Source organism: Candidatus Limnocylindrales bacterium, from assembly GCA_035571835.1.
Lineage (GTDB): Bacteria > Desulfobacterota > Binatia > UBA1149 > CAITLU01 > DATNBU01.
This window is the reverse complement of record DATNBU010000039.1, coordinates 197,934-218,480: the sequence shown is the minus strand read 5'-3', so window position 1 is coordinate 218,480 and position 20,547 is coordinate 197,934. Positions and strand designations below refer to the sequence as shown.

The window sequence follows — 20,547 nt, the reverse complement described above, 5'->3', positions numbered from 1 at the left end:
TCCGTCCGTGCGGGCACGCAGAAAAATGAGCCGGAACACGGGAGACCCGCTGGCCTGGGGAGCGGTTTCGACCGGGAGGGTGGATGAGAATTTTTGGCACCAAGCTGATCCTCTGCGCGTCGCTGTGCCTGGGGCTGGTCGTTCTCGACGGCTCCGCAGCGTTCGCCACATGTGTTGGCGGCGCTCCGGACGGCGTGCTGGCGGCCAGCGAGGAATGCGAGACGGGCCCGTGCTGTACCACCAACTGCACGTTCAAGGGGCAGAACATCGACTGCCGCGCCGCGGCCGATCCCACCTGCGACACCGTCGAGAAATGCGGCATTCAGAGCCGTGCGCTCGTGGCCAACTGTCCGACCGATGTCGTGACAACGGCAGGAACTCCTTGCGCATCCGATTCTTTCATCTGCACGGTTGATCAGTGCGACGGCTTCGGCAACTGCGCCCATTCCGCCAGTGCAGCCTCGGGCATCGTGTGCCGCACCAGCGCCGGTGTCTGCGATCCGGCCGAGAGCTGCGACGGTACAGCGACGACTTGTCCGGCCGACACCCTTTCCCCGACTTCGACGGTCTGTCGCAGTCAGTCGGGCGTCTGCGATGTTGCCGAGACCTGTACCGGTTCGTCGGCGGCGTGTCCCGGCAACAGTGTAGCGACCACCGCGGTCGTCTGCCGAACTTCCAACGGCATCTGCGATCCCGCCGAAACGTGCAACGGCGCAGCCGCGACCTGTCCGCTCGACGCGAAGAGCACAGCCGTCTGCCGCGCGTCGGCGGGCATCTGCGATCCGAGCGAAACCTGCAACGGGACCAGTGACACGTGCCCGGCCGACGTCCTGTCGGCAACGTCGGTAACCTGCCGCGCCTCGACCGCGATCTGCGATGCCGCAGAGAACTGTGACGGAACTTCGCCGGCATGTCCGGCCAACGGTTTCTCCTCGACGTCGGTGGCGTGCCGTGCGTCCGGCGGCGTCTGCGACGTCGTCGAAACCTGCACCGGCACGTCTTCGGTGTGTCCCGGCGATTCGTTCGCCACGTCTTCAGTTGTCTGCCGCGGTGTTGCCGACGTCTGCGACGTGGCCGAAGTCTGCAGCGGAACGGCGACCACCTGTCCCGCCAACGGTTTCGCGGCGTCGACGACGACCTGCCGCGGGGCGGCTGGAGTGTGCGATGCGGCGGAGAACTGTAATGGCACTGCCGCAGCGTGTCCCGCCGACGCCAAACGCACCACCTCGACGACGTGCCGCGCGTCGGGCGGCATCTGCGACGTAGCAGAGACCTGCAACGGCACCTCGGACAACTGTCCCACGGACGTGTTCGGCCCGACCACCGTGGTCTGCCGCGCATCGGGCGGAATCTGTGACACCGGCGAAACGTGCACCGGCGCTGCCGCCGCCTGTCCGGCCGACGCTTTTGTTGCGAGCACGACGGTCTGCCGCAGCTCGGGCGGTGTCTGCGATACCGCGGAGAGCTGCACCGGCAGCACGGCCACGTGCCCGGCCAACACGTTTCTCACCACGACGACCGAGTGCCGCGCGTCGGGCGGTGTCTGCGACGTCGCCGAAGTCTGCAACGGGACGGCTGCCGCCTGTCCGGCCGACGCGTTTGCGACGACGGCGACGAGCTGCCGCGCAGCCGGCGGCATCTGCGACGTAGCGGAGAGCTGCACGGGCAGCACTGCGACGTGTCCTGCTGACACCAAACGCACTACGGCAACGACTTGCCGTGCATCGGCAGGCGTCTGCGACCCGGCCGAAATCTGCAGCGGCACCTCCGACGCGTGTCCGGCGGATACGCTTTCCGGTACCACGGTCGTCTGCCGCACGGCGGCCGACGGCTGCGATGTCGCGGAAACCTGCACCGGCGCTGCTGCGTCGTGCCCGGCGAACGCTTTTGCTCCCACGACGACGAGCTGCGACGACGGCCAGTTCTGCACCATCAACGATGCCTGCAATGGCAGCGGGGCGTGCCTCGGCGGGCCGCCCAATCTGTGCAGCGACGACAACGTCTGCACCGACGACCTCTGCAAAGAGAACAACGACACGTGCACGCACAGCACCAACACGCTGCCGTGTGACGACGGCCTGTTCTGCAACGGCGCGGACACCTGCGGCGGCGGCACCTGCGGTCACGCCGGCAGTCCGTGCACCACCGAATGCAACAACTCGTGCAACGAATCCGTCGACAGCTGCGCAGTGGCGGCAGGCACGTCCTGCACGAGTGACGCGAACCCGTGCACGCTCGATGAATGCAACGGTTCCGGCACGTGCGCGCATCCGGCCGGCAATTCCGGCGCACTTTGCCGCGGCACGGCCGGCGTCTGCGACGTCGCCGAAGTCTGCACCGGAACGTCCACCACCTGTCCGGCGAACGGATTCGCCTCGACGACGACGAGCTGTCGTGCGGCCGCGGGGATCTGCGACGCCGAGGAGTTCTGCAACGGAACGGCGGCGGCCTGTCCGGCCAATGCGTTCCTCACTTCGGCAACGCTGTGCCGCGGATCGGCCGGCACCTGCGACGTTGCCGAGAGCTGTGCCGGCACCGCGGCCACGTGTCCGGCCGACGCGAAGCGAACGACGCTCTGCCGTCCGTCCGTCGACTCGTGCGACGCTGCGGAGACATGCAACGGCACCAGCAATGACTGTCCCACGGACGTCGTAGCGACCACGGCAACGACCTGCCGTTCGGCAGCGGGCGTCTGCGACGTTGCAGAGACGTGCGACGGGATCTCGACTTCCTGTCCGGCCAACGTTTTCGCCAGCACGTCGCTGACGTGTCGCGGCTCGGCCGGCGTCTGCGACGCTGCCGAATCGTGCACTGGAACCTCCGCGGCTTGTCCCGCCAATGGATTCGTCACGGCAGGTACCACCTGCCGCGGCGCCGCTTCGATCTGCGACGTGGCCGAATCGTGCACCGGTTCGGGCGCGGCCTGTCCGGCCAACGCCTTCGCATCGACGTCGACGCTCTGCCGGAGCTCGGTGGGAATCTGCGACAGCGCCGAGACCTGCAACGGTTCGGGAAGCTGTCCGGCGGATACGAAGAGCACGTCGCTGTGCCGCAATGCGGTCGGCGGCTGCGATGTGGCGGAAATCTGCGACGGTGCGTCCGACGAATGCCCGGCCGATCAGATCGCGGGCTCGGGTACGACGTGCCGCATCGAGGCCGGCAGTTGCGACGTCGCGGAGACGTGCGACGGCGCGTCCACCGATTGCCCGGCCGATGCTTTCGTTGCGTCGGGCACCGGATGCCGCGATTCCGCGGGAGTCTGCGATACCGCGGAAGCCTGCACGGGCGCCTCGGCCGCGTGTCCCGCGGACACATTCCTCGATTCGTCGACGACGTGCCGCGACTCGGCCGGCATCTGCGACAGCGTCGAAACATGCAGCGGAACCGCTGCAGCCTGTCCGGCCGATTCGAAGAGCACATCCGTGTGCCGCACGGCAACCGACGGCTGCGATGCGGTCGAGACGTGCGACGGATCCTCCGACAGCTGTCCGGCCGACGTCGTCTCGACGGTCGGCACCACGTGCCGCGGAGCGGGCGGCATCTGCGACGAAGCCGAAGTCTGCGACGGCACGGCCACGTCGTGTCCGTCCGATACAAAGAAGACCAGCCTTTGCCGCGCGTCGGCCGGCGTCTGCGATACCGAGGAAATCTGCGACGGATCGGCGAATGCCTGCCCGACCGACGCTTTCATCGCATCGGCAACGCCGTGCCGCCAGGCCGCCGACGTGTGCGACGTGACGGAAAACTGCACGGGATCATCGGCCGCATGTCCGACCGATGCGTTCGCGACGATCCTCGTCGTATGCCGCGACGGCGCCGGAGTCTGCGATCTTGCCGAGGCCTGCTCGGGCACGGCGGCCGCTTGTCCGACCGATGCCAAGAGCTCGGCCGTGTGCCGCGACGCCGCCGGCGGATGCGACGTTGCCGAGAGCTGCGACGGAACAACCGACGCGTGTCCCGCCGATGCGATCGCCGATTCGACAACCGTCTGTCGCAGCGCAGCCGGCGTCTGCGACGCCGCGGAGACCTGCGACGGCGCCGCGAAGGCGTGTCCGGCCGATTCGTTCGTCACATCGGGGACCACGTGTCGCGACGCTGCCGGAGTCTGCGATACGGCCGAAGCATGCACCGGCGCGTCGGCGAATTGTCCGACCGACGCATTCCTCGATTCGTCGACGACGTGCCGCGGCGCGGCCGGGATCTGCGATGCCGTCGAGACCTGCAGCGGCTCGGCCTCGACCTGTCCCGCGGATTCGAAACGCACGGCGGTGTGCCGCGCGTCGACCGACAGCTGCGATGCGCTCGAGACCTGCGACGGAACATCCGACAGCTGTCCGGCCAACGCCGCTTCCGCATCCGGAACGACGTGCCGGTCGGCGACCGGGGTCTGCGACGTTGCCGAAATGTGCGACGGCATCGCCTTCTCTTGTCCGGCCGATGATTTTGCGGCCGCATCGACGATCTGCCGCAGCGCCACCGGCATCTGCGACGCGGCCGAACAATGCAGCGGCACCGACGCGGTATGTCCGGGCGACACGTTCGAGCCGTCCGGCACGGTCTGCCGCTCATCGAACGGCGTCTGCGATACGGTCGAGAGCTGCACCGGCGCATCGGCCGCCTGTCCGACCGATGCGTTCCTCGACTCTTCGACCACGTGCCGCGACGCCGCCGGCGTTTGTGACTCTGCAGAGAGTTGCACCGGCTCCGCGGCCGCGTGTCCGACCGACACCAAGAGAACTTCTGTCTGCCGCTCCGCCACCGACAGCTGCGATGCGGTCGAAAGCTGCGACGGATCGTCCAACAGCTGCCCGGCGGACGGTGCAGCCACGACGGGTACGATCTGCCGTTCGGCAATCGCGATCTGCGATGTCGCCGAATCGTGCGACGGCACGGCATTCGCGTGTCCTGCGGACGGATTCGCTTCGTCATCGACGGTCTGCCGAAGCACGGCCGGCGTGTGCGATACGTCCGAGCAGTGCAACGGCACCGATGCCGTGTGTCCGGCCGACAGCTTCACGTCGACGGATACGGTGTGCCGCACCTCAGCCGGCGTCTGCGACACGGCGGAGAGCTGCAGCGGCAGCGCCGCGGCGTGTCCGACCGATCTGTTCCAGGGCTCGTCGACCACATGCCGCATCTCGGTCGACGTCTGCGACAGAGACGAGGTTTGCTCGGGCAGCGCGGCAGCGTGCCCGGCCGATACGATGGCTCCGACGTCGACGACCTGCCGCTCCGCGGCGGACGTCTGTGACGTCGCGGAAAACTGCACCGGAACGGCGATCGCGTGTCCGGCGGATTCGTTCCGGTCGTCGTCCACGACTTGCCGCTCGGTAGCCGGCGTCTGCGATACGGCGGAGAACTGCACCGGCACCGCGGCTTCGTGTCCGACCGATTCGTTCCGGTCGACCTCGGTGACGTGCCGATCCTCGGCAGGCATCTGCGACGTGATCGAGACATGCAGCGGTTCGGCGGCCGCATGCCCGGCCGATGCATTCGCTTCGACCAGCACGAACTGCCGCCTTTCCGTCAGCACGTGCGACGCAACCGAAACGTGCAGCGGCACCGGTGCTGCATGTCCGGCCAACACGTTCTCGGCATCGACGACAATCTGCCGCAACGCCGTCGACGTGTGCGACGCAGCCGAAAGATGCACCGGCACTTCGTCGGTCTGTCCTGGCGACTCGCTGCAGCCGAACACCACGGTGTGCCGTGCGGTCGTGTCGCCATGCGACAACGAAGAGACCTGCAGCGGCGCATCGACGGCGTGTCCGGCCGACTCGTTCACGAACGGCAACAAGGTCTGCCGCATTGCGGTCAGCGTCTGCGACGCGGACGAACGCTGCACCGGCACGGCGCCGTCGTGTCCCGGCGACGTATTCTCGGCATCGACGACGGCGTGCCGGCTCGCAGCCGGGGTGTGTGACGTGGCCGAGAACTGCACCGGCACTTCGTCGCTCTGTCCGGCCGATACGGTGCGCGATACGTCGACGCTCTGCCGCGGCGTCGCGGGCGTCTGCGACGTGGCCGAGAACTGCGACGGTTCGAACGCGGCATGTCCGGCCAATGCGTTCGCAGGGACGACAACCGGATGCCGTGCGTCTGCCGGCGTCTGCGACCCGGCCGAAGTGTGCACCGGAACCGCGGCGGCGTGCCCGGCAAACACGTTCGCATCGACGTCGACGACCTGTCGCGCAGCCGCGGACGTCTGCGACGCCGTCGAGAGCTGCACGGGCTCGACCGCGGCGTGCCCGACCGATGGATTCCGTTCGTCCGCAACGGTGTGTCGCAGCGCGGTCGATGTCTGCGATGCAGCCGAGAACTGCACGGGCGGCGCCGTCGCCTGCCCGAGCGATCTGCTGCGCACGTCGGCGACGGTCTGTCGCCCGGCTGGCGGGATCTGCGACGCGCTCGAGCGCTGCACCGGCAGTGACACGGCATGTCCGGCCGATGTTGTTCGCGACACGACGGTCGTCTGCCGCGCGAGCGCCGGAGTCTGCGACACCGGCGAGAATTGCGACGGGTCCACGAACAACTGTCCGGCCAATGCTTTCGTGGCTTCGGCGAGCGTATGCCGCGAGTCGACGGGCGTCTGCGACGCGACCGAGAGCTGCACGGGATCGACCGCCGCTTGCCCGGCCAACGCGTTCGTCTCGTCGTCGACGACCTGCCGCGATGCGATCGACGTCTGCGACGCCGCGGAGACCTGCACCGGCTCCGGGGCGGCATGTCCCGCCGATCTGCTCGAACCGACGACGACCGTCTGTCGCAGTGCCGCCGGCGTCTGCGACACGCGTGAGACCTGCACCGGTATCGCGGTCGAATGTCCGTCGGACTCCAAGAGCACGGGCGTGTGCCGTCCGTCGGCCGCCGGCTGCGATGCGGTCGAAACCTGCGACGGAACATCGGACAGCTGTCCGGCCGACGCCGTCGTTCCGTCCGGAGTCACCTGCCGCGTGGCAGCGTCGATCTGCGACGTCGCCGAATCGTGCGATGGAGAATCCTTCGCATGTCCGTCGAATGACTTCGCGTCTACGGCGACGGTCTGTCGCGGTGCAGCCGGCGTATGCGACATCGCCGAGAGTTGCAGCGGAACCGGCGCCGCGTGTCCGGGCGACGCATTCACGTCGACGGACACGGTCTGCCGCGGATCCGGCGGCGTCTGCGATGCAATCGAGAATTGTGACGGCAGCTCTGCGGCATGCCCGGTCGATGCGGTGCGCCCGACGACGTTCGCTTGCCGTCCGGGCGCCGGCGTCTGCGATCTCGACGAGAGCTGCGACGGCTCGACCCACGACTGCCCGACCGACGCGTTCGTCGCGTCGACGAGCGAATGCCGCGCGGCCGCCGGTGTCTGCGACTCTAGCGAGAGCTGCACTGGCTCGACTGCCGCTTGTCCGGCAGACGTTTTCGTCGCGTCCTCGACGACGTGCCGCGCCGCCGCGGATGTCTGCGATACGGCCGAGAGCTGCACCGGCTCGGGCGCAGCGTGTCCGACCGATGCATTCCAGTCGTCCGCGACCGTCTGCCGCAGTGCGGACGGTGTGTGCGATATTGCCGAGAGCTGCAGCGGAAGCGGCGCGGCATGTCCGGCCGATTCGCTCGCACTGTCGACGACTGTCTGCCGCGGAGCCGCGGGAATCTGCGACATCGCGGAAAGCTGCACCGGCGAATCGAACGCATGTCCGGCCGATGCCTTCGCAACGACCGACACAGCCTGCCGCGCCTCGGGCGGAATCTGCGACGTGATCGAGAGCTGCGACGGCACGTCGGCGGCATGCCCGGCCGATACCGTAGAGCAGACGACCGTCGTCTGCCGCGCGGGCGCCGGCGTCTGTGATCTCGACGAGCACTGCGACGGCTCGGCGTACGATTGCCCGAGCGACGCGTTCGTCGCATCGACCAGCGTCTGCCGCGACCCGGCCGGCGTCTGCGATGCGAGCGAGAGCTGTAACGGCACGTCTGCCGGATGTCCGAGCGACGGATTCGTTGCGTCCTCGCAGGCGTGCCGCGTATCGGCCGGCGTCTGCGATACGCCGGAGAGCTGCACCGGGTCGGAGGCGGCGTGTCCGTCCGACGTGCTCGAGCCGTCGACGACCGAATGCCGCAGCACGGCCGGCGTGTGCGACATCTCCGAGAGCTGCAACGGAAGCGATGCGGCATGCCCGACAGACGCGTTCGTCTCGACCGAAACCGTCTGCCGCGCGTCCGGCGGAATCTGCGATGCGGCCGAGAGCTGCACCGGCGCTTCCGCGACGTGTCCGGCCGATGCGTTCCTCGATACGACCATCGTCTGCCGTCCATCGATCGACAGCGCCTGCGACCCGACGGAGACCTGCACCGGAACCGCTGCCGGCTGTCCGGCCGATTCAGTCGAAGACGAGGGCACCTCGTGCACCGACGACTCGGAAGTCTGCACCACCGACGTCTGTGACGGCGCCGGCATCTGCACCCACAACCCGAATTCGGATCCGTGCACCGACGGCCTCTTCTGCACCGGCGCGGACACCTGCTCGGGAGGCTCGTGCAGCCTGCATGCAGGCGATCCGTGCCTCACCGGCACGGCGTGCGTCGAAGGAACCGCTTCGTGCGATGCGTGCGCGCAGCTCACGCTGCCGGCCACGCAGAGCTGTTTCGTCGGACGCAGCTGCACGGTGTCGGTAGGCCTCGCAACGAACGGTCTGTCGGTCGGAGACGTCGATACCTCGCTCGTCGGCGATCCGGCTTCGACGTGCGGCACCAGCTGCACGGTCGGCACCGCGGCATCCAATGGAACCTGCGCGATCGATGAGACATGCGCGCTGCTGGTCGCCGACGTGACTCCGCCGCCGACCAACTTCTCGAACGGCGAAATCGCGCGCGTCAGCGTGCTCTGTTCGGAAGCGGGAAGCGGCACGCTGTGCCTCGGCGATACCACGCTGGCCTCCGCCGATGGCGATCCGGTGCTCGTCTGCCCGGTCGAAGAATGCGCCGACTACTCGTGCGCCGCGTGCGAGCCGGGCGACGCGAACACCACGCCGGGCATCGATGCCGGCGATCCGATTGCGGTCGTGCACTGCGTGGTCGGCGACGCCAATCCGCTGTTCGACTGCACGTGCGGCGGCGACTGCAACTGCCAGAACGGAACCGACGTCGCCGACGCGATCTGCGCGGTGCGGCGCCTCGTCGGGACGTTCTCACCGGATACGTGCGCGGGGGCAGGGCCGTCGTCGGCCCAGGACGTCGCCGCGTTCGTCGCGGTGCGCGAGCTCGCAGCGACCGAAGATGCCGACCGCTCGGTTGTCCGCTTGAAGGGAGACGAGGCCGGTGCGGTTGCCGGTCTGCACGTCACGCTCGATACCGGTGCCGGCGCCGAGCACGTGCGACTGAGCCGCCGGCTCGTCAAGCGCGGCTTCCAGATTCATCAGATCGTTACCGATGGGCATGCCGGTGTCGTCGTGACGCCCGGATTGCCCGACGAGAGCATCGGCAAGGGGCCGGTCCTCAGAATTCGCCACCACGGTGGCAGCGTAAAGGTAGGGTCGACCGAATACGGTTCGACCGAAGGTCTGTCCCTGCACGGTCAGGATCAGGCGCAAGAAGTGGTTCCCGCGGAGGAGAACACGAAATGAAATCCATCAAGCCGTTCCGGATTGCCCTGGCCGCTGCGCTGGCTGTCTTCGCGAGCTCCTCGATCGCATCTGCAGGAGTGAGCTCCTGTCCGGATGCGCCACGCATCGTGCTGCAGAGCCGTGCGTGTCCGGTCGGGTCCGAGTGCACTTTGACGATCAATCTGGAGTCGGGCGGGTTCGACGTTGCTGGTGCGGCCGCGACGCTGAACGGCTCGGGCGCGTTCGACTGCCTCGACTATGGAAGCAGCTGCACGTCGGGCTCGGCTGCAACCAACGGCGGCTGCTCGGTCGATCCGAACACGTGCCGCTTCGCGATCGTCGACAGCCTGGCTCCGGTCGATCCGTTCACCGACGGGGACATCGCGCTGGTCAAGGTCAAGTGCCTCGCGAAAACCAGTGTCTTTGTGACACTCGATTCGACGTCGCTCGGTGATACCGGGGGTCAGACGGTCTCGCGCTGCACCGACGACAACTCGAGCTGCAGCACGAACGCCGATTGCACGAACGGCCAGTGCGTCGCTGCCTGCGGTGAGGGAGCTCAGATCAATTGCGGGTGCCTCAGCAACTCCGACTGCAACGACCAGAACGCGTGCACGCTCGACATCTGCGACACGGTGAGCGGCACGTGCAGCGCCGGCAACGCGGGCGCGACTTGTCGGACGGCAACGGCGCTCTGCGACGTCCCCGAAACCTGCAACGGAACCTCGACCACGTGTCCGGCCAGTGGAAGCACCGGTTTCGCACCATCGACGACGACGTGCCGCAGCGCGACGTCGCTCTGCGATGCGGCCGAGAAATGCACCGGATCGAGCACGGTCTGCCCGGCCAACGGTTTCCAGCCGAGCACGACGGTCTGCCGCAGCGCGACCAGCGTCTGCGACGCCGACGAACGCTGCAACGGAACCAACGCAACGTGCCCGGCGAATACATTCGCGCCGTCGTCGACGCTGTGCCGCGCGTCGGCCGGCAGCTGCGACGTCACCGAGAACTGCACGGGAGCGTCGGCGACGTGTCCCGCCGACGGCGTCCTTACGACGGCGACGGTCTGCCGCGGCTCGCAGGGCATCTGCGATGCCGCCGAAAACTGCACAGGGGCGAGCGGAGCATGTCCTGCGGACTCGCTGGCACCGACGTCCACCGTCTGTCGTCCGTCGTCCGGTGCGATCTGCGACGTCGCCGAACAGTGTACGAGCGGCACCGCCGCATGTCCGGCGGACGGGTTCGCATCCTCGTCGACCATCTGCCGCACATCGGGCGGCATCTGCGATCCGGCGGAGACGTGCACCGGCGCGAGCAACGTGTGTCCGGCCGACTCGAAGAGCCCGAACTCGACGGTGTGCCGTGCGTCGTCCGGTTCGATCTGCGACGTCGCCGAAACCTGTGATGGCAGCAATGCGACGTGTCCGACCAACCAGTTCGCGGCCTCGACGGTCCAGTGCCGCGCGTCGAACGGCTCGATCTGCGACGTGGCCGAGAACTGCACCGGAGGCTCGGCGACGTGTCCGGCCGACGGATTCGCGTCCTCGACCGTCCAGTGCCGCGCGTCGAGCGGCTCGCTCTGCGACGTAGCCGAGAACTGCACCGGAGCTTCGTCGACGTGTCCGGCCGACGGCTTCGCATCCTCGACGGTCGTGTGCCGCGGTTCGGCAGGCATCTGCGATGCCGCCGAAAACTGTACGGGAGCGAGCGGAACCTGTCCTGCCGACTCTCTCGCACCGACGGCGACGGTCTGCCGTCCGTCGTCCGGTTCGATCTGCGACGTCGCCGAGCAGTGCACGAGCGGCACCGCGGCGTGTCCGGCAGACGGGTTCGCATCGTCGTCGACGGTCTGCCGCTCGTCGGGCGGCGTCTGCGATCCTGCGGAGAACTGCACGGGTGGCAGCAGTACCTGTCCGGCTGACCTGAAGAGCCCGAACTCGACAGTGTGCCGTTCGTCGTCGGGTTCGATCTGCGACGTCGCCGAAACCTGTGACGGCAGCAATGCGACCTGTCCGACCAACCAGTTCGCGGCATCGACGGTCCAGTGCCGCGCTTCGAACGGCTCGATCTGTGACGTAGCCGAGAACTGCACCGGAGGCTCGGCGACGTGTCCGGCGGACGGATTCGCGTCCTCGACAGTCCAGTGCCGCGCTTCGAGCGGCTCGGTCTGCGACGTCGCCGAGAACTGCACCGGAGCTTCCGGAACGTGTCCGGCCGACGGATTCGCGGCGTCTACGGTCGTGTGCCGCGGATCGGCCGGCATCTGTGATGCGGCCGAGAACTGCACCGGAGCCAGTGGAACATGTCCTGCCGACTCGCTGGCACCGACGGCGACGGTCTGCCGTCCGTCTGGCGGATCGATCTGCGACGCCGCCGAACAGTGCACGAGCGGCACCGCGGCGTGTCCGGCCGATGGTTTCGCATCCTCGTCGACGGTCTGTCGCGCATCCGGCGGCATCTGCGATCCGGCGGAGACGTGCACCGGCGCGAGCAACGCGTGTCCGGCCGACTCGAAGAGCCCGAACTCGACGGTGTGCCGTTCGTCGTCGGGTTCGATCTGCGACGTCGCCGAAACCTGTGACGGCAGCACCGCGGCGTGCCCGACCAACCAGTTCGCAGCGTCGACGGTCCAGTGCCGCGCTTCGAACGGCTCGCTATGCGACGTCGCCGAGAACTGCACCGGAGCTTCGTCGACTTGCCCGGCAGACGGTTTCGCGTCGTCGTCCGTTGTCTGCCGCGGATCGGCCGGCGTCTGCGATGCGGCGGAGAACTGCACGGGCGCGAGCGCAACATGTCCGGGCGACAGCCTCGCGCCGACGTCCACGGTGTGCCGTCCGTCGGGCGGCGCGATCTGCGACGCCGCCGAGTTGTGCACCGGCGGCACTGCCGCGTGTCCGGCCGACGTCGTCGCACCGTCGTCAACGGTGTGCCGCGCGTCGAGCGGTATCTGTGATCCTGCGGAGAACTGCACCGGCGCCAGCAACACGTGTCCGGCCGACTCGAAGAGCCCGACGTCGACCGTGTGCCGCTCTGCCACGACGATCTGCGACACGGCCGAAACCTGTGACGGCAGCACGGGCGCATGCCCGGCCAACCAGTTCGCGTCGTCGACGGTCCAGTGCCGCGCGTCCAGCGGCTCGGTCTGCGACGTCGCCGAGAACTGCACCGGCGGTTCGGCGACATGCCCCGCCGACGGATTCGCCTCATCGTCGGTCGTCTGCCGCGGATCAGCGGGCGTCTGTGACGCGGCAGAGAACTGCACGGGAGCGAGTGGAACGTGTCCGGCCGACGGCCTGGCGCCGACATCCACGGTCTGCCGTCCGTCGGGCGGCTCGATCTGCGACGCCGCCGAGCTGTGCACCAGCGGCACCGCCGCGTGTCCGGCGGACGGGTTCGCATCGTCGTCGACGATCTGCCGCGCATCGGCGGGCATCTGCGATCCTGCGGAGAACTGCACCGGCGCGAGCAACACGTGTCCGGCCGACCTCAAGAGTCCGAACTCGACGGTGTGCCGTTCGTCCTCGGGTTCGATCTGCGACGTCGCCGAAACCTGCGACGGCAGCACGGCGACATGTCCGACCAACCAGTTCGCGGCGTCGACCGTACAGTGCCGCGCGGCCAGCGGCTCGGTCTGCGACGTCGCCGAGAACTGCACGGGAGCTTCGGCGACGTGCCCCGCGGATGGATTCGCGGCCTCGACGGTGCCGTGTCGCGCATCGAGCGGTTCGCTCTGCGACGTGGCCGAAACCTGCACGGGGTCTACGGGGTCGTGTCCGGCCGACGGTTTCGCATCCTCCACAGTCGTGTGCCGCGGATCGGCGGGCGTCTGCGATGCGGCGGAGAACTGCACGGGAGCGAGTGCAACCTGTCCGGCCGACAGCCTGGCGCCGACGGCCACGGTCTGCCGTCCTTCCGGCGGCGCGATCTGCGACGCCGCCGAGCTCTGCACCGGCGGCACCGCCGACTGTCCGGAGGATGTGGTCGCCCCGTCATCGACGGTCTGCCGCGCATCGGGCGGCATCTGCGATCCTGCCGAGAACTGCACCGGCGCGAGCAGCGTGTGTCCGGCTGACCTGAAGAGCCCGACGTCGACGGTGTGCCGCACGTCGTCCGGTTCGATCTGCGACGTCGCAGAAACCTGCGACGGCAGCACGGCGACGTGCCCGACCAACCAGTTCGCGTCCTCGACGGTTCAGTGCCGCGCTTCGAGCGGTTCACTTTGCGACGTGGCCGAGAACTGCACCGGAGCTTCAGCGACGTGCCCGACGGACGGCTTCGCATCGTCGTCCGTGGTGTGTCGCGGATCGGCGGGCATCTGCGATGCCGCCGAGCGCTGCACGGGCGCGAGCAGCACCTGTCCTGCCGACGGCCTTGCACCGACATCCACGGTCTGCCGTCCGTCCGGCGGCTCGATCTGCGACGCTGCCGAGCTGTGCACGGGCGGAACATCCGATTGCCCGGCCGACGGATTCGCGTCGTCGTCGACGGTCTGCCGCGCATCGGGCGGAAGCTGCGATCCGGCGGAAACCTGCACCGGCGCCAGCAACACGTGCCCGGCCGACCAGAAGAGCCCGACGTCGACCGTGTGCCGCGCGGCCACGACCATCTGCGACGCGGCCGAAACCTGTGACGGCAGCACTGCGGCTTGCCCGGCGAACCTGTTCGCACCGTCGTCGGTCGAGTGCCGCGCATCAAGCGGTTCGCTGTGCGACGTCGCCGAGAACTGCACCGGAGGTTCGGCGACGTGTCCGGCCGACGGATTCGCGGCGTCCACGGTGGTATGCCGCGGATCGGCGGGCGTGTGCGATGCGGCAGAGAGCTGCACCGGCGCGAGTGCCACGTGTCCGGCCGACGGCCTCGCACCGACGTCGACGGTGTGCCGCCCGTCGTCCGGTTCGATCTGCGATGCCGCCGAGCTCTGCACCGGCGGCACCGCCGCGTGCCCGGCGGATGTGGTCGCACCGTCGTCGACGGTCTGCCGCGCATCGGGCGGCGCCTGCGATCCCGCCGAAAACTGCACCGGCGCAAGCAACGTCTGTCCGGCCGACTCGAAGAGCCCGACGTCGACGGTGTGCCGCTCGGCTACGAGCATCTGCGATGCGGCAGAAACCTGCGACGGCAGCACGGCCGCGTGTCCGGCCAACCAGTTCGCGTCGTCGACGGTCCAGTGCCGCGCGTCGAGCGGCTCGGTATGCGACGTGGCCGAGAATTGCACCGGAGCTTCGGCGACGTGTCCGGCCGACGGATTCGCCGCATCGACGGTGACGTGCCGCGCGTCGAACGGCTCGATCTGCGATGTCGCGGAGAACTGCAGCGGTGCGTCGGCGACATGCCCTGCCGACGCGTTCGCATCGTCGTCGGTCGTGTGCCGCGGATCGGCTGGCGTCTGCGATGCCGCCGAGCGCTGCACGGGAGCGAGCAGCACCTGTCCGGCCGACGGCCTGGCGCCGACTTCCACGGTGTGCCGTGCGTCGTCCGGTTCGATCTGTGACGCGGCCGAGCTTTGCACCGGCGGCACCAGCGCGTGTCCGGCGGATGTCGTCGCGCCGTCGTCGACGGTGTGCCGCGCATCGGGCGGCATCTGCGATCCTGCGGAGAACTGCACCGGAGCGAGCAACGTGTGTCCGGCTGATCTCAAGAGTCCGACGTCGACGGTGTGCCGTTCGTCGTCGGGTTCGGTCTGCGACATCGCCGAAACATGTGACGGCAACAGCGCAGCATGTCCGGCCAACCAGTTCGCGTCGTCGCAGGTCCCGTGCCGCGCATCGAGCGGCTCGGTGTGCGACGTTGCCGAGAGCTGCACCGGTACGTCCGGCACCTGTCCGGGCGACAACTTCGCAAGCTCGACGGTCGTCTGCCGCGGATCGGCGAGTGTCTGTGACGCCGCCGAGACGTGCAGCGGAACCTCCGGCACCTGTCCTGCCGACGTCGTCAGCTCTTCGTCGACGGTCTGCCGCGGATCGGCAGGGCCGTGCGATCTCGCGGAAACCTGCACCGGTTCGACGGGCACCTGTCCGGCCGACGCCAAGAGCAGCTCGGTCTGCCGCACGGCGGCCGGCTCGTGCGACACGGCGGAATCGTGCGACGGAACGTCCAACACGTGTCCGACCGACGGCTTCGCGTCGTCGGCGACGACCTGTCGCGGCTCTGCCGGTATCTGCGATGTGGCGGAGCACTGCAGCGGAGCATCGGCTTCGTGTCCGGCCGACGCGAAGAGCACCGCAACATGCCGCGGAGCGATCGGCATCTGCGATACGGCCGAGGCTTGCGACGGCGTCGCGAGCGCTTGTCCCGCCGACACGTTCGCACAGTCCACGACCGTCTGCCGCAGCTCGGCAGGCGCATGCGATCTCGAGGAGACGTGCTCGGGCGCATCGGCGAGCTGTCCGGCCGATGCCAAGAGCACGTCGGTCTGCCGCGCGGCAGCGGGCGGATGCGATCTGGCCGAAACGTGCGACGGCGCGTCCAACGATTGCGGCGCCGACGAGCACAGGCAGGCCGAGACAGTCTGTCGCATCGCGGTGAGCGTGTGCGATCACACCGAAGTCTGCACCGGATCGGGAATCGACTGTCCCGCCGACGTCGTCGAAGGTGCGGGCACCACGTGCCGCGGATCGTCGGGCGTCTGCGACGCTCCGGAAAGCTGCGACGGAAGCTCCGGCGCGTGTCCTGACGATGCGTTCCGCGGCGCGGAGACGACGTGCCGCGGATCGGCCGGCGTGTGCGACTCGGCCGAGACCTGCAGCGGATCGGCCGCGACGTGCCCGTCGGATTCGAAGCGCACCGGCGTTTGCCGGGCCGGAGCCGGCATCTGCGATTCGTCGGAATCCTGCGACGGAACCTCGCTCGACTGTCCGGCCGATGTGCTGGCATCGCCCGCTACGACATGTCGTCCGGCCGCCGGCGCATGCGACAAGGAAGAGACGTGCAACGGTGCGTCGGCCGAATGTCCGGCTGACGTGTCTGCCGACAACGGCACGACCTGCAACGACGGCACGTTCTGCAACGGCGCCGACACCTGCAGCGGCGGAAGCTGCAGCAATCACGCGGGCGACCCGTGCCCGGGAGCGGACGGCGACAGCAACTGCAGCGAGTCGTGCAACGAAGGCAGCGACACGTGCAATGCAGCGGATCCGAACGGTGCAGCCTGCGATGACGGCGACGAATGTACTGCGTCGGACTCGTGTTCGGCAGGTGTCTGCGAAGGTACGCCTCCGGCGGAGCCTCTGCCGGGTTGCGTTACGACGACGACGATTGCCGACTGCCTCTGCGGCGACGTTACCGGCGACCTCAAGGTGAAGGCCGGCGACGCACTGATCACGCTCAACGTGTCGGTCGGAATCGGCGAGTGCCTGCCGTGCGCATGCGACTTCAACGGCAACGGGACGATCACGGCCGGCGACGCTCTCGGCATCCTGAGGACTGCCGTCAGCCTGCCGACCGATCCGAACTGTCCGGAAGCCGGCGCCGATCAGGCCGCGACGACGACGGTGCCGATAGTGACGACAACCACATCGGAGATGCCGTAGGCGCCGAATCGGTCGTCGGGCAACCGGCCACTTACGCGAGAGCGCTGGAGTGCCGGCGCCTCGAACGGGACACCGGCGAGACGGCCGGGCAGGCGACATTGGGTAGAAGCGCGTTCGAAGCACCGTGGTGCTTCGAACGCGCTTTACCGTGACCTTCCTTATTCCGAGACAACTCGCTGCGGCGGGATCACATCGTTGGCCAGGCCCGCGCCGCACGTCGTGCATCGCTGACTCGATCGCTGCGTAAACGGGCGAAAGTGTGCAGACTTTGTACCCCCACCATATGGCAGTGCGTCACCCTCTGTTGTATCGTCGCGCCTGGTTCGTGGCGACGGGGGTGCGCCGGTTCACGGAGGCACGCGTATGGGTGGGTCCCGCCGGGTGGGATCTCCCTCACAAAAAGGCTATCGAACGCAATCAGGTCATTTGAGCTCGGATCATTACCGGCGGAGCGTCGGTCTCTGCATTGGAGGGAACGTGAAAACCTTTGGATGGAAGTCATTTCTGGTCGGCGGATTGTTTGTGCTCACCCAGGCTGTCGGCGCGATGCCCGCGCACGCGGCCCCCTCGCTTTGCAACGGCCCTGCGAATGGAATTCTCGACGGCGACGAGCAGTGCGAGACCGGTCCGTGCTGCACCAGCAAGTGCGAGCTGAAGACCGCCGACACCGTGTGCCGCGCGAGCACCGATGCGGTCTGCGATCCGGCCGAAACCTGCGGTGAGCAGACTGCCGCGCTCGACGCCGCCTGTCCGGCGGACACGTTTGCGGACGAAGGCACGTCCTGCGACGACGGCTCGTTCTGCACGGCCACCGATGCGTGTGCTGCGGGCGCCTGCGTCGGAAGCGGCAGTCCCTGCGACGACGACGATTCGTGCACCAGCGACTCGTGCGACGAGAAGAAGAACAGCTGCTCGCACGATGCGGCGGCCGACGGCACGTCCTGCGACGACGGTCTCGCGTGCACAACCGACGACGCGTGCTCGGCCGGCGAGTGCACCGGCACCGCCGTCGTCTGCGACGACGGCAACGCCTGCACCGACGATGCGTGCAGCGAAGAGACCGGCGCATGCGCGTCCACCAACAACACGGCTTCCTGCGACGACGGCAACTTCTGCACGTCGGACGACGTCTGCGCAGGCGGCGTCTGCACCGGCGGCGGCGCGACGACCTGCGACGATGGCGATGCCTGCACGACCGATTCGTGCGACGAGAACACCGACAGCTGCACGCACGGCGCGGCGGCGGACGGAACCTCCTGCGACGACGGCCAGTTCTGCACCGCGAATGACACCTGCGCAGCCGGCGTCTGCACCGGCGGCGGCGCCACCGACTGCGACGACCAGAACGACTGCACGGCCGACTCCTGCATGGAGTCGAGCGACAGCTGCAGGCACACCAAGGCAGCCAACGGCGCGTCGTGCGAGGACGGATCGGCCTGCACCGCCGACGACACCTGCAGCAACGGCGTCTGCGTCGGCGGCACCGCCACGGTCTGCAACGACGACAACCTGTGCACCAACGACTCGTGCGACGCCGCGTCGGGCGGCTGCGTGTTCGAGCCGAACACCATCCCGTGCAACGACGGCTTCTTCTGCACGACCGGCGACCGCTGCGGCGGCGGCGTCTGCGTAGGCGGAACCGCACCGAACTGCGACGACGGCAACCTCTGCACCACCGACTCCTGCGACGAAGAAACCGACAGTTGCTCGGCCACGCCGGTCGAGAACAACCTCCCCTGCGACGACGGATTCCTCTGCTCGATCCAGGACAGCTGCCAGGACGGCAAGTGCGTCGGTGGGGCGATCAACCCGTGCGACGACGAGATCCAGTGCACGCAGGACTCGTGCAACATCGGCCTCGACGAGTGCAAGCACACGCCGATGAACAACAACGAGCCGTGCGAGGACGGTTCGTTCTGCACGATCAACGATTCGTGCCGTGTGGGCCAGTGCATCGGCGATGCGAGGCCTTGCGACGACGCGAACCTGTGCACCACCGACAGCTGCAACGAGATCACCGATCAGTGCGACAACGCCAACAACACCCTGCCGTGCGACGACGGTCAGTTCTGCACGACCGGAGATACCTGCGGCAACGGAACCTGCTCGGTATCGACCCCGACCTGCAATGACAGCAACGTCTGCACCACCGACTCCTGCGACGAAGCGGCGGATACCTGCAGCAACGTGAACAACACCGATCCGTGCGACGACGGCCTGTTCTGCACGACCGCCGACACCTGCGCGGCCGGAGCCTGCGTGGGCGGACCCGCCAGGGACTGCGGCGACAACAACGTCTGCACGAACGATTCGTGCAACGAGACCACCGACGTCTGCGACAACGTGAACAACACGATCGCGTGCGACGACTCGCTGTTCTGCACGGTGAACGACACGTGCGCGAACGGTGCCTGCAACGGCACCGCGCGCGACTGCGCCGACACCAACCTGTGCACCACCGATACGTGCAACGAAGCCACAGACGTCTGCGACAACCTTAACAACACGGTGCCGTGCGACGACGGATTGTTCTGTACGAAGGGCGACGCGTGTGCGGGCGGTGTCTGCGTCGGCGGTCCGGCGACGACCTGCGACGATGCCAATGCCTGCACCACCGATACCTGCGCCGAAGAGACCGATTCGTGCAGCAGCGTGAACAACACCGCGCCGTGCGACGACGGCCTGTTCTGCACCAACGGTGATGTCTGCAGCAACGGTGCATGCGTGGCAGGTCCGGCGCGCGACTGCGGCGACGCGAACCCGTGCACGACCGATGCATGCAACGAGACCAGCAACGCCTGTGAGAACCTCGCCAACACGCTGCCGTGCGACGACGGGCTGTTCTGCACGACCAGCGATGCGTGCTCGGGCGGCTCGTGCACCGGCACGGCGCGCTCGTGTGACGATTCGGACGCCTGCACGACCGACACATGCAACGAAGCCGGCGACGCGTGCTCGAACGTGGCGATCCCGGGCTGCGGCGTGACGACGACGACCGAAGAGTGCCTGGTCTGCGGCAACTTCTTCGACGATGACTGCGTGCTGACCGCCAGCGACGCACTCGGCGTGCTGCAGTCGGCCGTCGGCCTCCACGAGTGCAGCCTGACGGTCTGCGACTTCAGCGGCGACGGCCACATCACCGCGCTCGACGCGCTGGCGGTGCTGCGTGCGGCGGTCGATCTGCCGTCGAACCCGAGCTGCCCGGAAGACGACTCGACGACGACCACCATTCCGTAGTCGTCAGGCCGAGATCGAAGCCGGCGGGAGCCGCCCGGTGCTTTTGCGAGCACCCGGCGGCTCCCGCTGCGTTTGGGCTCCGGTGATCGCCGTGCTCGAGCCGTTCCTCCCGGCTTGCCAGAGCTTGGTCCAGAGGGAACGGTCAGACGCGTCAGGGCGGCGACTCGAGTTGAGTTTTCGCACCGGCACCGCGA

At 68.3% G+C, this 20,547-nt stretch carries 3 protein-coding genes; all 3 read left to right on the top strand.

What is annotated here, in order from left to right; genetic code table 11:
- Positions 1 to 83 precede the first annotated feature (83 nt).
- Positions 84 to 9,608 carry a hypothetical protein gene (locus tag VN634_18055; GenBank protein ID HXC52794.1) on the top strand — a complete coding sequence of 3,175 codons (9,525 nt, stop codon included), beginning with the start codon at positions 84 to 86 and terminating at the stop codon, positions 9,606 to 9,608.
- A complete protein-coding gene (locus VN634_18050; protein HXC52793.1) occupies positions 9,605 to 17,116 on the top strand; it encodes a hypothetical protein in 7,512 nt (2,503 codons plus the stop codon). The genes VN634_18055 and VN634_18050 overlap by 4 nt, the downstream gene beginning before the upstream one ends.
- Positions 17,117 to 17,593: 477 nt before the next feature.
- Positions 17,594 to 20,353: a hypothetical protein gene (locus VN634_18045; GenBank protein HXC52792.1), complete on the top strand. Its 2,760-nt coding sequence runs from the start codon at positions 17,594 to 17,596 to the stop codon at positions 20,351 to 20,353.
- Positions 20,354 to 20,547: the final 194 nt, after the last annotated feature.

What these genes read in the sequence shown, in the direction of transcription:
- VN634_18055 (HXC52794.1), top strand. Translation starts at nt 84, where the DNA reads ATGAGAATTTTTGGCACCAAGCTGATCCTCTGCGCGTCGCTGTGCCTG.
- VN634_18050 (HXC52793.1), top strand. Translation starts at nt 9,605, where the DNA reads ATGAAATCCATCAAGCCGTTCCGGATTGCCCTGGCCGCTGCGCTGGCT.